This is a genomic window from Okeania sp. SIO2C9, assembly GCF_010672455.1.
GTDB lineage: Bacteria > Cyanobacteriota > Cyanobacteriia > Cyanobacteriales > Microcoleaceae > Okeania.
Genome location: NZ_JAAHGO010000038.1, coordinates 1 through 17840 on the forward strand (window position 1 = coordinate 1; position 17840 = coordinate 17840).

11 protein-coding genes are annotated in these 17840 nt (G+C 36.1%); 5 read left to right on the plus strand and 6 right to left on the minus strand.

Going from position 1 to position 17840, the window contains the following annotated elements:
* Positions 1-305 precede the first annotated feature (305 nt).
* Entirely contained in the window at positions 306-482 is a 177-nt protein-coding gene (locus tag F6K23_RS24705; RefSeq protein WP_293160725.1) for a zinc ribbon domain-containing protein, read from the minus strand.
* A gap of 532 nt (positions 483-1014) precedes the next feature.
* Between F6K23_RS24705 and F6K23_RS24710 the strand changes: the two genes are divergently transcribed.
* Positions 1015-2037 (plus strand): group II intron maturase-specific domain-containing protein, encoded by a 1023-nt coding sequence (locus F6K23_RS24710; protein ID WP_293160727.1) that lies wholly within the window; start codon positions 1015-1017, stop codon positions 2035-2037.
* A gap of 166 nt (positions 2038-2203) precedes the next feature.
* Here the strand turns inward: F6K23_RS24710 and F6K23_RS24715 are convergent, their stop codons facing one another.
* Together F6K23_RS24715 and hemW are read right to left on the minus strand one after the other, a co-directional pair.
* Entirely contained in the window at positions 2204-2461 is a 258-nt protein-coding gene (locus F6K23_RS24715) for a DUF1830 domain-containing protein (RefSeq protein WP_293160729.1), read from the minus strand.
* Positions 2462-2651: 190 nt separating this feature from the next.
* Positions 2652-3965 carry a radical SAM family heme chaperone HemW gene (gene hemW, locus F6K23_RS24720; protein WP_293160731.1) on the minus strand — a complete coding sequence of 438 codons (1314 nt, stop codon included), beginning with the start codon at positions 3963-3965 and terminating at the stop codon, positions 2652-2654.
* 455 nt (positions 3966-4420) lie between these two features.
* Between hemW and F6K23_RS24725 the strand changes: the two genes are divergently transcribed.
* Complete coding sequence (locus tag F6K23_RS24725) at positions 4421-5500, plus strand: PIN/TRAM domain-containing protein (protein WP_293160733.1); 1080 nt, start codon at positions 4421-4423, stop codon at positions 5498-5500.
* Between the two features lie 194 nt (positions 5501-5694).
* Here the strand turns inward: F6K23_RS24725 and F6K23_RS24730 are convergent, their stop codons facing one another.
* On the minus strand, positions 5695-6603 hold the full coding sequence (locus F6K23_RS24730) for a PEP-CTERM sorting domain-containing protein (protein WP_293160735.1): 909 nt from the start codon (positions 6601-6603) through the stop codon (positions 5695-5697).
* Positions 6604-7164: 561 nt separating this feature from the next.
* Between F6K23_RS24730 and F6K23_RS24735 the strand changes: the two genes are divergently transcribed.
* Together F6K23_RS24735 and F6K23_RS24740 are read left to right on the plus strand one after the other, a co-directional pair.
* Positions 7165-7680 carry a biotin/lipoyl-binding protein gene (locus tag F6K23_RS24735; RefSeq protein WP_293160737.1) on the plus strand — a complete coding sequence of 172 codons (516 nt, stop codon included), beginning with the start codon at positions 7165-7167 and terminating at the stop codon, positions 7678-7680.
* 122 nt (positions 7681-7802) lie between these two features.
* A complete protein-coding gene (locus tag F6K23_RS24740; RefSeq protein WP_293160739.1) occupies positions 7803-8213 on the plus strand; it encodes a hypothetical protein in 411 nt (136 codons plus the stop codon).
* 487 nt (positions 8214-8700) lie between these two features.
* Here the strand turns inward: F6K23_RS24740 and F6K23_RS24745 are convergent, their stop codons facing one another.
* Entirely contained in the window at positions 8701-9513 is an 813-nt protein-coding gene (locus tag F6K23_RS24745) for a hypothetical protein (protein WP_293160741.1), read from the minus strand.
* A 465-nt stretch (positions 9514-9978) separates the two neighbouring features.
* On the opposite strand from F6K23_RS24745, the gene F6K23_RS24750 reads away from it, so the two are divergent.
* Entirely contained in the window at positions 9979-12216 is a 2238-nt protein-coding gene (locus F6K23_RS24750; RefSeq protein ID WP_293160743.1) for a hypothetical protein, read from the plus strand.
* Positions 12217-13058: 842 nt separating this feature from the next.
* Here the strand turns inward: F6K23_RS24750 and F6K23_RS24755 are convergent.
* A complete protein-coding gene (locus tag F6K23_RS24755; RefSeq protein WP_293160745.1) occupies positions 13059-16445 on the minus strand; it encodes a family 10 glycosylhydrolase in 3387 nt (1128 codons plus the stop codon).
* Positions 16446-17840: the final 1395 nt, after the last annotated feature.

Sequence of the window (17840 nt, forward strand, 5' to 3'; positions counted from 1 at the left end):
AAAATTTTGTTTGCGGAGCATTGGGTAGGAAAAGAACTCTGGAAAATGCTACCGCAAAAATTAATCTTTGTTTGATTCGACTAATGCTCAAGAGATTAGCGATCGCCTAATTTTTAGAGATACGATCGGGGGTTCTATACAGCACTTTTCAAGTTAAGTGATGAACAGTGGCGCAATAATAATATTCACCCATTGACATACTCCCGATGTTGCTATATTCGCGACAACGCGGGATTCTTCAGCCCCGGAAGCCCTGACTGCTGTTTCGTGTGAGGTGATGTCCTCCCCCTGTATTGATAATAATCCTACCCACCCCCATCTCCTCCCGGGAGAGGAGCTAGAGGGGTGGCTGAGTTATAGTCTCTGTCCAACTCTTGCCCACACTTAGGGCATGAATGCCAGCGCTCAGATAAGCTTTTAGAGACTTTACTCAAGCATTCCCAACAATGTTGAGACGTGCCTTTGGGGTCTACTTTGATCACTCGCTTTCCCAATTTCCCAGCTACATATTCTAAAACATCAAGAAATTGATAGTGGCTGCATCTTGCAAAGACTTATTGAGTCCTGACTTAGCTGATTGACAATTGGGTAAGAATTGACCATTGTCGCCTAATTTAGCTTTACAACGTCGAACTAAATTAGCTATCTGTAAGTCTTCTTAGTTATTGTATGATCACAGGAGTCAGTCCTCAGTCCTCAGGAGTCAGCAGGAAGAAAGGATGAGAGTTGGAATTATCTGTGGATATTCCGGCATTTTATGTCTGCATTGAATGGAAGTAGAAAGTGCGATAACTGTATAACCTGATTTTATATTAAATATTGAAGTGTGGATAGAATTATAAGCATATATTATATAACCGGATTCTATATAATAAGTCCCCAAAAGCGCAAACATCGCCCTGCACGGAATGGAAGAAAGGCTAGCTAAATTTGCCGAAAAACTCCCTCTGAGATATCCAAATGGGGAAATAATGGCAAAACGAGATAAACGAGCCACCCTATCTCTAATGCGCTATGAGTCTCGACTTTGTAATCCTACACGAAGACATCAAAGTAGTCCTGCAGGCAAAAACCGTAATACAGGAATGGTTAAACCAGGTAGGATTAGAACTCAAACTAGAATTGACCAAAATTGCCCACACATTGGAAGAATATGAAGGGAATCAACCTGGATTTGACTTCTTAGGATTCAACATTAGGCAATATAAAGTTAAGTCAACTAAACGAGGATTTAAAACACTGATTAAACCATCCTCCAAGAGTATTAAAACTCATTATCAGAAACTGGCAGACATATGTGATTATTACAAAAGTGTTCCAGTAAAAGCTTTAATAGCTAAACTAAACCCGATAATCAGGGGATGGGCTAACTACTTCTCCGGCGTAGTCAGTAAGGAGACGTTCAATAGATTAGATAACCTCCTATGGAAAAGGCTATGGCGTTGGACAAGTAGAAGGCATCCAAATAAGTCAGCCAAATGGGTAAAGAAAAAGTACTTCCCCAACGTAAAAGAAACCAGAAAATGGGTTCTCATCGAAGGCGAATATATACTAAACCAACACTCAGATGTTCCCATTATCAGACACATCAAAGTTAAAGGTAATAAATCACCCTATGATGGTGACTGGACTTATTGGAGTAGCAGAATCGGAAAACATCCAGGCGTAAGGAAAGAAGTCACAACGCTGTTAAAACGGCAAAAGAATAAATGCGCATCTTGTGGACTAACCTTTAGACCAACTGACCTACTGGAAGTTGAGCACATAATACTAAGGTCTAAGGGTGGTGACAACACATATAAAAACAAACAATTGTTGCACCGACATTGCAACGATACTAAAACTGCCTTAGATAAAAAGACATACACACAACCGAAGTTACAGGACTTACCTGAAGGTTATTTATGGGTTAACGATATGTTGATACTGAGGGAGGGATGTACCTATGAAAAAGGACGTTTAAGAGAGGAGCCGTGTGAGGTGAAAGTCTCACGCACGGTTCTGAAGACGAGTCGGTTTGGTAACAAACTGGCTTAGTTTAACATCTTTTGCGTTATGGCGATCGCTTTCCCTTACAAAACTTTACAAACAGTCTCTTAGTCGATCCATAACAATAGTTAGTGATCAATCTAAAAAAAATATCAATCACTAACTATTCCTACTTACCTGATCAAACTAATTTTGAGTACTTTTCAACTATTACCTACTCATCAACTTTCAAGTCCTTGCATAACAAACGTTCACATATAATTTCACCATTTTCTAGGGTTTGATGAATTTCTAATTCTGCTTCTGGAATTCCTTCAAATAATAAACGTTCTCCAGGGAAAACAGTGCGTTCCCAATATTTATTTTTAGGATTACTAATTCTAGCAATCTGTATCTTGTGAGTAGTATTCACATAGAAACAGAGAATGTTTTGAACTTGTTTTTTTGGTAGTCTATCTAGTGCTATAGTCACAATCTTTAATTCCCTCTAAGTTTTTGCTGCCGATTAGCAACCTTACTGAACCTTAATATCTTTGAATGCCAATACAATTATTATAAACTAATAGGGATCGCTTAAACATACTTTTAATTACTTTTGTTGAAGAAAATTAATTAGGCTTAAGTCCTCCACTATAAACCTAGTATTTCCCCAGTATAAATACTTATATTTTATATTCCATACTGATAGAATTACTCAGTTTACTAAATAACGTCGATAAAACTGTATTGGAGAACAAAAAACCTTCAGGATCGGTTAATCTCAAATATCCTTCTAATGGAAGTTTTTGGTTATTTGAGAATAAGGTTACTATACCTTTTGGATTAATCAATTCTACCCACCCTAACTTTTGATAGGGTTGCAAATAGATTAATATTTGCTCTGCAGTTTGTTGACCAAAATGCTGAGATAACGTTGATAAATTTATTCCATCTGCCAAGCGGAATCCTAACATTAGTGTTTCTAACAAACACTCCTGATTAGTTTCTAAATAATTATTGGATGTATCAATACCCTGATATTTTAAACTACGATCTTGAAGCGATAGCTTGTATTGCCTATCGATAGATTGCACCCATTGATAATATTTTTTGCGTGTAGGTGGTCGGGTAAATCTTTCCCCTGCTATATAACTTGCTGCACCCATACCAAAGCCATAATAAGGACGATTTTCCCAGTAGACTCGATTATGACCACACTGATAATCTGGCTTGGCGTAATTAGATATCTCATAATGTTCATATCCTGAAATTGATATTAACTGCTGTGCCATTCGATACATTTGAGCAGCTGTTTCATCTGTGGGTAAAGGATGATTACCAGGTTGATAATAACGTCCAAAAGCTGTAACAGGTTCTACTACGAGGTCGTAACTAGAGATATGAGTTGGAGAAATAGCAATTCCAGCTTCTAAAGAAGTTTGCCATTGTTCTAGAGTTTGATGTGGCAGTCCCGAAATTAAATCTATGCTGAAATTAACAATTCCTGCTTGATGTAATATGTCTACTGCTTTGTAAATATCTGAGACATTGTGCGTTCTCCCACAAACCTTTAATAACTCATCTTGAAATGCTTGTACCCCTAAACTAACTCGATTTATCCCTAGAGATTTATATCCTCGTACCTGTTCTAAGTCAAAAGTTCCTGGGTCCATTTCTATAGAAATTTCAGCATTGGCCACAATTATAAATTTTTGTTCTAGGGCATCTAGAATCCGGTTCAATTGACTCACTGACAAAAGGGAGGGTGTACCACCGCCAAAGAAAATAGTTTCTAGGGGTTGATCGAAAGATTTTGTAATGTTTATTTCCTCACAAATTACCTCCACATATTCTTGAATAGGAGAAAAATTATCACCTCTTTTACTATCTCCCACTACAGAAATCGGAAAATCACAGTAATAGCACCGCCGTCGGCAAAAAGGTATATGGACATAAGCCGAACTAGGGATATAGTAATTTCCGATTGGCCTTTTCATTACAAAATATATTCTTATATAAAACTATCTTAAACAATTATGAATTTAATTAAGAGTAGTAGTACAGTAAATTATCAAAAACTAATGCCGAGCGATAGAAATATTATTTAAGTAAAAAGTAAAAAAAGTAACTTTAAGATATAACCGTATGACTACTTCAAAGACGTAATATTCAAAATGTTGTCATTAAAACAAAAGTAAAAATAATCACATCATCCTTACTGCAAGATAGATTTTATACTTTAGTAGGAACTGTGAAGAGCAAAGTTCATTATGAATAGCTTCAAAATTTTTATGAGTTGAGGAAGCTGAGAACAAGAAAACTCTAAAGAATGGAACATTTACTTGAAGATATAATAGAAGCAACATTGAGCAGCCCAAAAATTATGGTTATTACTCACTATTGCTGAGTAACTCATGGGAAAAATTCTATATCTATAAAACAAACTAAAAAAATGCTTGACGCAATTATTATCATTTCATTTGTACTCGCTGGAACAGGGATAGGGTTCTATAGCATAGAACTACTACCTCCGAATGTATTATTAGAAGTTACCAATATTGAAGGTTTACGTTCAGTATTAGCTGCCTTCACTTCTTTAATTGGCTTTGTATTGGGATTAGTATTTCAGACTACATATCGGCGAGTGGAAGCAAAAGTCGCCCAGATGCCAGTTGATTTATTATTAACTAGAGCAATAGGGTTAGTGATTGGACTATTAGTGGCAAACTTAATGCTAGCGCCACTCTTTTTGCTTCCTATTCCGGGGGAATTTAGCTTTATTAAGCCTCTTGTAGCAGTTTTAGGCAGTGTCATGTTAGGCTTTACAGGGGTTAACGTTGCGGATACTCATGGTCGTGGTTTTTTACGGCTGATTAATCCTAATAGTCTGGATACAGTATTAGTAGCAGAAGGTACTCTTAAGCCTGCTACTACTAAAGTTTTGGATACTAGCTGTATCATTGATGGCAGGATAGAAAATTTATTGGAAACAGGTTTTCTTGAAGGGCAAATTCTTGTTCCACAGTTCGTTTTACAGGAACTACAACTTATAGCTGATGCTTCTAACGATCAAAAAAGAGTTAGAGGTAGAAGGGGGTTAGACATCTTGAATAGGCTTAAAGCAGTTTACCCTTCTCAGATTCAAATTCATTTTGCAGACTATGAAGACATTTCTACAGTAGATGCTAAATTGATTCATTTTGCTCTAGAAATTAATGGTACTTTGTTAACTAATGACTACAATTTGTCTAAAGTTGCTAGTCTACAAAAAGTTATGGTACTGAATATTAATGACTTGACTCAGGCAGTACGACCAAGTTATCTACCTGGTGATACTATTGAAATTAAAATTCGTAAAGCAGGGAAGGAGCCATCTCAGGGTATTGGATATCTGGATGATGGCACAATGGTAGTTGTGGAATCAGGTAGTGAATATGTTGGAGATGAGGTTAGAGTTATTGTCACCAGTTCGTTACAAACTTCTGCGGGTAGAATGATTTTTGCCCGGACTCAAGAGTCTGCCATAGCTTAATTTTGGCGATGGTTGCGATCGCCTGAAAATGTCTCATAAAATATGTTCAAAAAACAGCCCCAATTTTCTGTATTTCAGATAGTTGGGGTTAATTAGTTCAACTAGAGACATTTCCTCAACCCAACCTACAGTTTGGTTTTGTCAAGGCGATCGCTCCCATAACCGATTTTAAGCTACAAGTATATTACATTGTATTATTGCGACATACGCAATAAAAGAGAACGAACACCGAAACCACCCAATAGAAATAGACCAAAAATTGAACCCGGTTCGGGAACTGACTCTGGTTGCTCTCCCAAAGTGCCACCGTCAGCTTCGGAGGCAGTGACAATAGTGACGGCATAACCAGGATGAGAACCAGCATCGTTGATTGATAAATAACCAGGGATGTCCTTGTTAAAAGCTGCGTGGGAAGATTGATGCCAGTTACTCAAACCTGCGGTTGTTAAGCCTTCATTTACTGGAAAGTCCGAGGTCTCTGTGGGAATAACTACATTTTCTTCCAAGAAATATGAAACATAACCTTCTAACTCATCCTTCAAAAAAGAGCGATCATTTAACCACCACCGCCTATTCCGAGAATCTGCTGTAGGATACCAACCATCAGTCAAAGCCATAATACCCATGCCTTCTCCACTACCTGCCCAGTTAACAGCATTCACTAAAAAACCAAGGGGACCGTCAGGACGAGGACCGATTTGGCCACTATAGTGTGCGTCTGCATCTTGACCGCTTAAGAAAGTGCGATTGCCTCTAGCTGTAGATATTGCGTCTTTATTATTCAAAATCCCAGTAGGGTCAAAATCAAATCCCCAGGCTCCCCCACCAGTTCCGATCGCCAAAACATCATAATCAGAAAAGTCGGGTGTAGGGTCTAGAGGATTCCAGAAAGTGAGATTCCAATCTAAACTGCCGTCGCCTTCAGGGTCAAATGTTGGTGCTAGAGCAGCTAATTCTGAGATTTCTGCGTTGTAAGCATCGGTCTGACCATACCAGAGAACATTGAGGGATGCAGCATTAGCAGCAGTGGCAGTAAAAAGACCAAAAGTAGTGGCAATAGCTAGAATGGCTTGATTTATTAATTGATGTTTTTGATTACTCATAATTTTCTCCATTAGTAGTAGGTTGGGTTAAGCGGGAGCGCAACCCAACAAAATATAGAAACACAGCTCTGTGAAAAAATGAGGTTACTGCTATTATTCATAACCAATGTAATTATAGAACAGGCAAATCAAAACATTGTCGAAAATCGACAGTGAAGATCGACAACTTTTTGACAAAATCAAAATACCACTAAAACTTAGTCACAGCAATGTATTCAGCATAAATGGAGTGAAAATCGACAAGAATGTTTTTAAAAGTTGTCGATAATCGATAGTATGTAACGAAAAGTAAATCTCCCAAAACTCTCTTCCCTTGTGTTCTATTCTTCCTGCCTTTTTATAACGATAATTTTCAACACCGACCTACTTAATTTCCGAATCTTATACTAGAGCTGTTGTAAGTTAAGTTATAGGCTTAACAGTAAATCAGCAACTCATTATTTTTAACTGTAAAGGTTAAGATTAAATACCAAATTATTAAACTCTTGCACAACAGATAAGTAAAAATTAGTCAATAATAATAGAAATCATAATTACCAACATTTGAGAAGGAAAAAGATAATGAAAACTAGCTTTCAAGACAGTACAACTCATACCTTAACTACCCCCCAAGAGCAAAGCGACCGCAATAAACAATTACCTGTTGAACGCCCCAAGAATGGCAAAAAATGGGCGATCGCTCTGGTGGCAGCGGGACTTTTAGCTCTATCTACAGGCATCTATTTAGTCCGTAACCAGTCTCAGGGAAAACAAGAAATTATTGAAACTTTGACTATACCCGTGCAAGCTCAAAATATAGTTGTGAGAATTACAGCTAGCGGGGAAGTCCAACCCATACAACGAGTCAACCTTTCTCCCAAAAATCAAGGCCGTTTGGCAGAATTGTATGTCGAACAGGGCGATCGCGTCCAAGCAGGCCAAGTTATTGCCCGGATGGAAAGTCGCGACCAGGAAATTATGTTGGAAGATACTCAGGTTCGCGCTCCTTTTTCTGGGATTATTACTCAAAGATATGCAACGAAAGGAGCATTTGTGACGCCTACTAATTCTGCAATCCGGTTATATAGTATATGTTGATAATTCTATAATTACTTCAATATTTAATATCCCCCACTCCCCTACTCCCCTACTCCCCTACTCCCCTACTCCCCTACTCCCCCACTCTCCTACTCCCAACTATACAATGAGGTAAACCAATAATGCAATTTGAGTCCAAAATAGAAATTAATGCCAACCCAGAAAATATCTTTAAAATTTATTCAGAGGTAAACCAATGGTCGAATTGGGACCCAGATACTAAATATGCATATCTTCATGGAGATTTTTCTGATAATTCATGGATTGATTTACAAATCCAATCTGGGACTCGCGTTCAAATTAGGTTAGTAAAAGTAATTAGGAATAAGTCATTTATTACTGAATCAAAATTACCTTTATGTACTATCAGGTATGAACATATTCTTCAACCATTTGAAAGCAAAACTTTAGTTACACACAGAATTTTGTTTTCGGGAATTTTCAAGTATATTTTTTCATTTATGTTAGCTGCTCAAATGAAAGAATCTTTATCTCAAACAATTTTAGCCTTAAAAGATTTCGTAGAATCATAATTTTTGGGTAATTCAGCATATTAAATTATCGGTAGTTCCGCATAATAATGGTATATGCAGATGAAAAATGTCTAGTACGGGCATCCTCGAAGGGAAGGGAGCAAGATGCTCCCACTACCGTATTTGGTAACAAAAATAATTATAATATGTGACTAATAAAAATGCACCACCACAGAGAATTTTATGGCTATTAAATACCTGCTAATTCTTGTTATATGCTACTATAAAAAAATAGATTTAATTGAGCATAAGTTATTTGTAATGACTAAAAAATAAGGTATCGCCCTTTCAAGGGGATAAAAAAAAATAAAGTTCAATATTTAAAACCTCTGACTTTCCTTAATTTGTAGAAAATATATATTGGACAAAAAAAATAAATTACTACATAAAAAATGGTATCAAACCTATTCCCATGCGACTCCTGTCTCCTGACTCCTAAGCAGTAACCTAAATATTTGTAGCAAAGATTTATTAAACTTGTATAACACTAATTTTTCAAGTTTCTGCCTAACAACTTATAGCTTGCCTTGCAACCAAAAATTAGTGCGATTACGGCAAGACCTGCTAGAATAGAAGACTCTGGAGTTGACACTGGTTTTTTCGGATCTGTTGCATCTGGTTCAGAGGCAGCTCCCCAAATATTTTCCCCCGGATTCAAGCCTGAGATTTCTCGAATGAAAGTTCCAGCACCCGTTTCTAGATTGAGTGCAAGTTGATTTCCATTTGCAGTATAACCAAATAGCGTTCCATCATCACCAAAAGCAAGACCATAAACTGCGCCATAACCAATATTACCAACTTTTGTGGCTGTACCATCTTGTGTAATACTCCAGAGCGAATCGCCACTAGAGGTTGCCCAAAACAGATTGCGAGCCGCATCGAATACAATATCCCCACTACTTGAAAAACCTGAGATAGAAGATATAAGTGATGCTGCTCCAGAACTGGTGTCAATAGAGTAGAAACCCGAACCACCTGAGCCGTACAAAGTGCCATCATCAGTAAAACCTAGAGCATTAAGACTTGCTCCTAAATTACCAACGTAGTTATATGTTCCTGCATCTAAATTTACTGAATATAGTCTGCTGAAGGTAATACCCCAGAGTTCGTCCAGAGGATCGAGAGCAATATCAGTGAATCTTGGAGTTGATGCAAGCTGAGTATAAAATCCAGTTAAGTCATCGATTACGCCAACTTGGCTACGGTTCGTTGACACATAGAAAGTCCCAGCTTCAGCAGAGGCGATCGGTGTAGATATAGCTGCTACACTTAACAGTAAGCAGGATAGTAGTTTTTTCATGTTATTGAATAGAATAGATATGTTAAGACTTCAAGGGTTTGAGCGATCGCTCTACCACTTTGGGAAAAGCAGAATAAGGGTTTGAGATCCTTTTCTAGAGATATCTATGAGAGCATTTACAATTGGTGACTTAAGTTGATTTTAATTATGCCTGAAAACTTTTGAATTTACTACAGGGAAAGCACTCAATTTTTTCGTTTTTTTGAACTCACAACTCCGTGATATTCCTGTTAACAACTGAAGAAAGTAAACATAAGGAAAAATGGAAAACCAAATGGCAAAAAAAAGGATTACGCAAATTCACCTGAAAAACGCCATATGTAGGGGCGAATGGCATTCGCCCTCATTAGTGTCTGTGCCTAATTCCTGTTAAAATTCAGCCACAGAAGAATACTATTTTATAAATCCTCAGCTTTTTAGCACCTAATATTTCTATAAAATAATCAAAATTATCTATATTTTTCTATGCAGCAAACATTTATTGACTTAGACGAATTAATTCTACTTTGTAGAGATAAATCATCTCAAAAGTTTATCCAAGAATCTGTAGCTTGTTATCGAGCTGGAGCATTTCGTTCATGTATAGTATCTACCTGGAATGCAGTGGTATTTGATTTTCTCCATAAGTTGAGGGAACTAGAACTTTTTGGAGATAAAAAAGCTCCCTTATTATTGCAAGAATTTGAGAAATTACGTTCAGCAGAAAATTTCAAAGACCTTTGGCAATTTGAGTCAGATATTCCTAAAAAAGCACATGAAGAATTTGAATTAATTTCACCTGTAGAAAAGTTAGATATTGAAAGGTTATTTCAGGATAGAAGTCGGTGTGCTCATCCTTCAATGACATCTTTAGAAGAACCTTTTGAAGCTACAGCAGAATTAGCTCGCTATCATTTACGAAGTGCGATAACTCATCTTTTACAACGTCCACCTGTTCAAGGTCGTGCTGCTAAAGAAAGGATTTTTCAAGGTATTAAATCTGAATATTTTCCTGTTGACTCGGAAGAAGCTATTAAGTATTTTCAAGCAAGTCCATTAGCTCGTGCAAGATTTAATTTAATTCAAGATATTGTTATTGGTTTAACTACAAGTTTGCTAATAGACAATTTACCAGAATTAGAAAGAGAACGACAATTTTCGGCTTTAACTGCTGTGTCAAAAATGTATGTTCAAGAAACAGGAAAAATATTAAATGAGAAGTTGTCTGGAATTATTATTAATAAAGTAGATGATGATAACTGGGATAAAGTAATCATTTACTTGGGAAAAATTACAGTTTGGGAAAGTTTAAGCGAACCATGCCAATTAAAAGCTCAAAATTTCGTTAAAAAGCTGGAAGTGTATGAGGGAAAGAATTCTTTTTTAAGTGGTGTAGATAGACTTTCACCAAATCTCAAAATTCTAATTAAAGCAGCTCATATAGATTTTTTAAGAGACTATGTAATTAAGAAGTTTGATAAAATTCCTGTAAAAGATATCTTGTCATTACATGATATTTGTGGAGATAATTTGTTCCAAACAAAAATAATTTTACCTAGTCTGATAAAATCAGCTCCGGAAGCAAGTTTAAATGAACTACTTTTAATAAGAATAAAGACTCCATTAGTATCTGATGAGACTATTTTATCTTGTATCAAGGAAAAAGCTAAATTTTCATTTTTGAATGATTTAGCTGATATTATCTCAAATTATGATTATGAATTTTGGCAAGATTTTATTGAGGATATATTAGAAGATAAAATTATCAATGCTGATTTTCAAGAATTACTTTCAGCCAAGTCAAAATATAATTCATCAGGAAAATCAAAACCTGAAATTATTGAACTGTTTGATAATTGTATTAATGAGAAAATCCTAGAGGTTAATTTTGACCTTCTACTTAAATCATCAACATATTGGTGTGAGGTTGAGGAAGAAAAATTAATCCTGAGTTTTCAAAATAATCTGCCAGAAAAAGTTGATTTAAAAAAATTACTCTTAGCCAAGTCAAAATATAAATCATCAGGAAAGTCAAAACCTGAAATTATTGAACTGTTTAATAGTTATATTAATGAGAGAATATCCGAGATTGATTGGGATTATTTCCTTAGATATTCAAGATATTGGTGTGAGATTGATAGAGAAAACTTGGTATTAATTTTTCAAAATTTTGTGCCAAAAATAGTTGATTTTGATGAATTACTTTCAGCTAAATTAAAATACAATTTATTAGAAGACTTAGTACCTGGAATTATTGCAATATTTGATAATTGTATTGGCAATAAAATCAAAGAAATGCCCTTTAGTGATTTACTAAAATATGCAGTACATAATAGGCAAGTAATTCCTGAAAAATTACTTTTACCTATTTTAAAAAATAATACTTCAGCAATAGTTACTCATTTTACAAAATCTTCTAGTTTTGCTGATGCTAATAAACGTTCAGAACTGATAATAATGATTGCTGAAGAACTAAATGAGGCTCAATGGAAGTTGATTTTAACAGCATTTTTTGAGAATAATCAAATCTGCGGTTCATGGGACTGCCTAGCAAATTTTCGCAAATTATTTGAGAAATCTTTAGAGCTAAATAATAATTCTGTACAACCTTACTGGTTGCGTTTTCGAGAGAAACTAGGGAGTAGCAATCAAAATTTCAAGCAACTCAAGCAACTAATTGACCTTTACTTAACTCCTGAACAAAAAAATCAACTGAATAATTAATTGTTATTAAATTTACGCATAAACTCTACCTGTACCCTCAGTTGCAACTGAGCTAACACCACGGTAATAATTAAAAGAGTAGACCAACAAATATCACTATCAACGTAAGCATTTCCTGCGGACTGCTGCGCAAACAGCTATTAGCAGTCAGCTATTCCTACGGAATGCTACGCAAACAGCAATTAATAATAAATAATTACTTCTCAGGTTGAGTCCGGAGACTTTGACAGTAACTTTTTATTGAAACTCAATTTCAAAGGTTGCTTTTACCTTTCCCAACATTAATTAATAGCTGATAGCGGCCTTGTTGCACGAAAGCAGCGTTCTTAAAATCTATTCCGCAGCTATATCGCTCTGTTTCGTCATTATTGATGTTCTATTGATCTATTGTCCAATAGTTATTGCTCTGCACACAAAGCAATCGCTCTATGAAAGCAATTATTGATGTTCTATTTACTATTGTCCAATAGTTATTGCTCTGCACACAAAGCAATCGCTCTATGAAAGCAATTATTGATGTTCTATTTACTATTGTCCAATAGTTATTGCTCTGCACACAAAGCAATCGCTCTATGAAAGCAATTATTGATGTTCTATTTACTATTGTCCAATAGTTATTGCTCTGCTGATTAAAACTCAAAGCCTTTACAGGTAAAAGTTTCAGCCTTTTTATGTTAAATATTGATGTTCTATTCATCTGTTGTCCAATAGTTACAGCAATTTCCGCACATTATGAAGTACATATGCGGAGCAAGTGCCACAGCTATATACTTTAATGCAACAAAGCCGCTGATAGCTAATAGCTGACGACTGTTTGCGCAGCATTCCGTAGGAAATGCTTATTAAAACCTCCCACTTTTCAACCGCACCCGCTCCCCATAATTTAACAACATTTCCAAAGCAGCTAAACGATTTTGCCAAGTCTGAACTTGATAAGCATTTTCCCTCCCATGAACACTCATAGAACCTCTAAACTGTAACTGAAATCTTCTCAAACTATTTCTAGCTTTATTCAAATTACTATTATCCGGATTTTCAGCCAATTGATTCAAATCTGCTGCCAACTCCTCAGCTTTATTCCGCCAACTCTCAAGCTCAGACTTCCTCATAGAAAGTTGCTCATTTGCCAACAAAAAACTCCATTCCTTTTTCAAAGCTTGAAAACGATCTGCTGCTGCAGCAAACGGTTGTCGATAGGGAATAATACCCTCCACAACATGAGAAGGGTTCGCAAAAGCACTCAATGAAGCTCTATTATTCTTCCCAGTTTCCGGTCCTCCCTGAGTACGAGTCAAAAATCCATGTAACCCCCCAGTAATTCTTTCCGCAGCAAAAATAATGTAACCCCCTGTAGGCAAATCCCTCGACGCTTGAATTTGGTCAACCGCAACAATTTCAGGAAGATTCAAAAGCTTAACTGCAGGCGTTATCAAAGTACTACCTAATACTCGCGTACTTGTCAGCGGTTGCGTAATTTGCTGGAAACGATTCGTATCCAAAGCATAAGTCATCGGAGTCAACAAATCAATATCACCCCTGAGAACCCAAGTATCCCAATCTTGCTGAATTTTATCAAAACGCTCATGACGTGGAAAAGGAAACACCGCCGCCGACAAAATCATCCTTGGATACTTCTGTTTGAGAAATCTTGAAGTCTCCGCAACAAAGCTATTAACTTGATTAATCTTAAACTCAGTCCACTTCCACATATTTTGGCGATCACGTGAAGAAATCTTCATCGGGTCTACACCATGCAACCGCTGAAACTGTTGACGAGATGTCGTGCTGTAACCATAAGAAAAATTCCGACCAGGATTTTGAAAAGGATAGCGAATATAGTCAAGTTGAATCCCATCAACCTGATAGCGACTAGCAATTTCATCTATTATCCTCAGCAGATATTGCCGAACATAAGGATTAGCAGGGTCTATATAAACCTTGCCATCAGAAGGGTGTCTTTTCCGACCCCTTTTATCAGTCATCACCCAATCAGGGTGAGCCGAAATCACCGGACCTAAATAACTATCTGGCTGACCAAGAGCGCGATTATGAGCCTTATTCCCGGTCGCAAACGTCCAGATCCAAGCGTGTATCTCCATATTCCGCTCGCGAGCCAACTTAACAGCAGACTCAAGTGGGTCCCAAGAAATTGTCAAAGGATTCTGTCTGGGAGCAACATTACTGGGATAAATTGTGTAACCAGCATTCAGAGTTTCAAAGAAAACAGTATTAATACCAGCGGCAGCAAGTCGGTCAAATACCATTGCTAAACCACGTTCCGACCGCGCTCTCACAATAGTACCCCTATCTAACCACACAGCTCTAATTTCAGCTCCTGCTCTTTCCCCATCAGTGGGATAATTCTGCCACAACATTTGCCTTGTTTGCAGCCATTGATTTCTAGCAGTAGCATATTGTTTGGATGCTACCTGTTGGGGGAATCTTTGAATTACCAACCGTGCTCGTTCGACTATTTGTTGAGCATCACTTATTTCTCGATTTCTTTGAGCAACAAATGTACTGTTATCACTATTGGTAGCTACCAAACTACCTTTGTCTGCTGACAAATTCACTTCCACATTTGCTGATTTTGCTGCAACTAAAGCACTTTCAAATCTACCCAAGAGATTATTTAACTCTTGCAACATTGCATTAGCTTCTGCTCTGCTAATTGGATAATTTCCCTGTCTGACTTCCAAACCTGCAGGTGCTGATTCTGATGAAGGATCTGTTTGGGAGTTTGGTACTTGTATCTCTGGTGGGGGTAAAGGTCGGAGTATGGCAGCTAGTGGGTTACGGCGAGAGGATGGTGTCGTTGTTTGTTGTCTGGATCTATTCCAAATATTGTCTCTATTATTTGCGGTTTCTGGAGTAGGGTTATCGGTTTCCTTGGTACTGATATTTTCACTTTGCTGATTTTGTTGTTCAGTTTGCTGTCTAGCTCTGTTCCAAATACTACCTCTATTATTTTTTGTGGTTTCTGAACTAGAGTTTGTCAGTGAATTAACAACGTTTTCCTTGGTACTAATATTTTCAGCTTGCTGGTTTTGTCGGTTTATCTGTTCTCGAAATCTGTTCCAAACATTATTACTCTTGGGAACTGTATTTGTCTGTGAGGTTAAATTATTATTTTGACTACCTAATGTTCCTGGTGGTTGATTTGGTTGTGGTGATTTTTGTTCGGTGGTTGTCTTCTGTTGCTGACTTCTTAGCCAAATATTATCTTGAGCGGTAGTCGAATTTTGAGTTGTAGTAGAAGGTTGATTTGTATTTACAGGTGCAGTTCTAGGTTGAACTCTTACTTGATTCCTATTTTCAGTGGGGTTTTGAGTTGTAGTAGAAGGTTGATTTGTATTTACAGGTGCAGTTCTAGGTTGAACTCTTACTTGATTCCTATTTTCAGTCGTTGTTGGTGCAGAGGAAATACGGGGTCTAATTTTAACAGGGTTAGTGCTAGGAGTGATGGGTGCAGTCGGACTACTATTCGCTGTGGGTAATGGATTATTATTTCTAGCTGTAAATTGTGGCTGACTCTGATAGCGATTTAACACAGCTTGCAACCAAGCACTATCTAACGTTGCAGATGTACTACTACCCCAGTTCCAACCGAAGTAAGTTGCTTGAGGAGTAATAACTACCGCTGAAGAACCCGAACTTCCTTTCCAAGTAGCTGCAGTTGTGCTGCTTAACCCTGCCGGAATTAATACTCCCCCCTCAACAGTATCTTGGTTATTTCCCATGGGTGCCCAACTTGTAGACTTTTTGCAGGCAATATCTAAACAACGATATCTTGCTTCCGGTGTTGCAGGTTGACTCAAGGGAAAAGCCCAATAAGACCCAAGGAGCGATCGCAATTCTTGCCTTACTCCTGGTTTAGATTTTCTCCCTACCTGGCCACTAGCTATTAATTTCCCTCCCTGTTTTACCCACCCTTCTATAATGTCTACTTGAGTTTCAGTTAAGGTTTCAATGTTTGGTAAAAAGATAACTTTCACCCCAGATAGGTCAGCTACTGTATTAATTTGTCTTAAATCAATAGGTTCATAACTAATACCTAGATTGCGTATTCGTGTAATGATATTATTCCATTCATCTGTATTTCCATCATCTCGAATTATTCCTAATAAAGTATTAGCTCTACTTGGAGTTGGTAACAGTACAATTAAACTTAGTAAGGCACTTGTTAGTTGTGGTAAAAGTTGTTTATATATAGGCTTTTTTTTACTCATTACTCTTCTTAATTTAGTTAAATAAATATTCAAATAAAATTTATTAATAATTGCTTGAATTAATAGTTATTTTATTTCACAAGTTATTTCGTTCGGATAAGTTTTATTGGCATCAAATGGTTGATACACTCATATTTATCTATAAATTAATTGCAATTCTCTACTTTAGTTAACTTCATAAATTTTGTATTTAGAAATATTAGGCATCTTGATTTCATCTTAAAAATTAATTTATTTAGCAGAATTGAGGCCAGTTTAATCTGTTCTCATTCCCTCAAAATATGGTGACAATGACCAATTATTTCTTTTAACATATTCAAGCTTTTATGTCAAATAAAAATATTTTTATACACATAATATAAATAATATAAGTACTTACTAGATTTTCAAAATTGTCTCATAATTTATTTAATCAATCTACAGATGAAAATTAAGTAGTGTTTATTTATTATTTATCAATAAATACAACTAACTTTCAGGAGAAAATTATATTTAATTTTCCAGGATTTTCCTTAAGTATTTTGATATAAATTACTAAACTATTGCAATAAATGAAAATTTTTTGTCGTTCAGCAATTAACAATTACCTCTTCTTAAAATTATTAAAATAAGAGGATTGATTAAAAGGTTTTTTTTATTTTATCCCCTTAAAAGGGGAGGCTTTAAACCTGAATTGTTGAATCAATAATTATTAACTATCAACTCTTAATTATTAATTATTCATTATTAATTATTCGGTAATTTAGTAGTTTGATTTGAATGATCCAGAAAATATCTTGTGATTAAAGAAAAGCTGAACTCAGAAAAAACTTAAAACTTTCCCAGTGTTTAAATATACAGTATTAGGCAAAGTAAACTCCTATAGAATTAAAACTACTGCTGATAATTAATAGATAATTACTATGACTATTTTTAGTATCTATCGGTACAAAAAAAAATCAGAAAAATCTGAACAGCTTAACGAATATAAGTTTTAGCTAGTTTGTAAAATAAAAATTAAAGATTATTGCTAATGTAAGCATTTCCTCCGGAATGCTGCGCAAACAGCCGTCAGCAATCAGCAATCAGCTATTGCTTTTAATTTTAGATAAAAGCTTTTAATTTTATATTTATAGATATATCACCTTTTTTTGGTTGGAGAAGGTACAAAATTTATCAAAATAATATGGGTCTAAAACCCCGCATTTTAAGGCGCAATATTTTTGATTTCAAGGCTCTGACTTTCCGTTTGTCATGCTGCGCAAACAGGTAGAGGTACTGATAACTGATAACTGAAATGACCCTTGGAATAACAACTGATAGCTAATAACAGAAAAAGAGGGTTGACAAAAAAACTTGACATGATACTATAAATATAATGGAAAAGGTGCGCTCATATATACTCAAATAAATTAG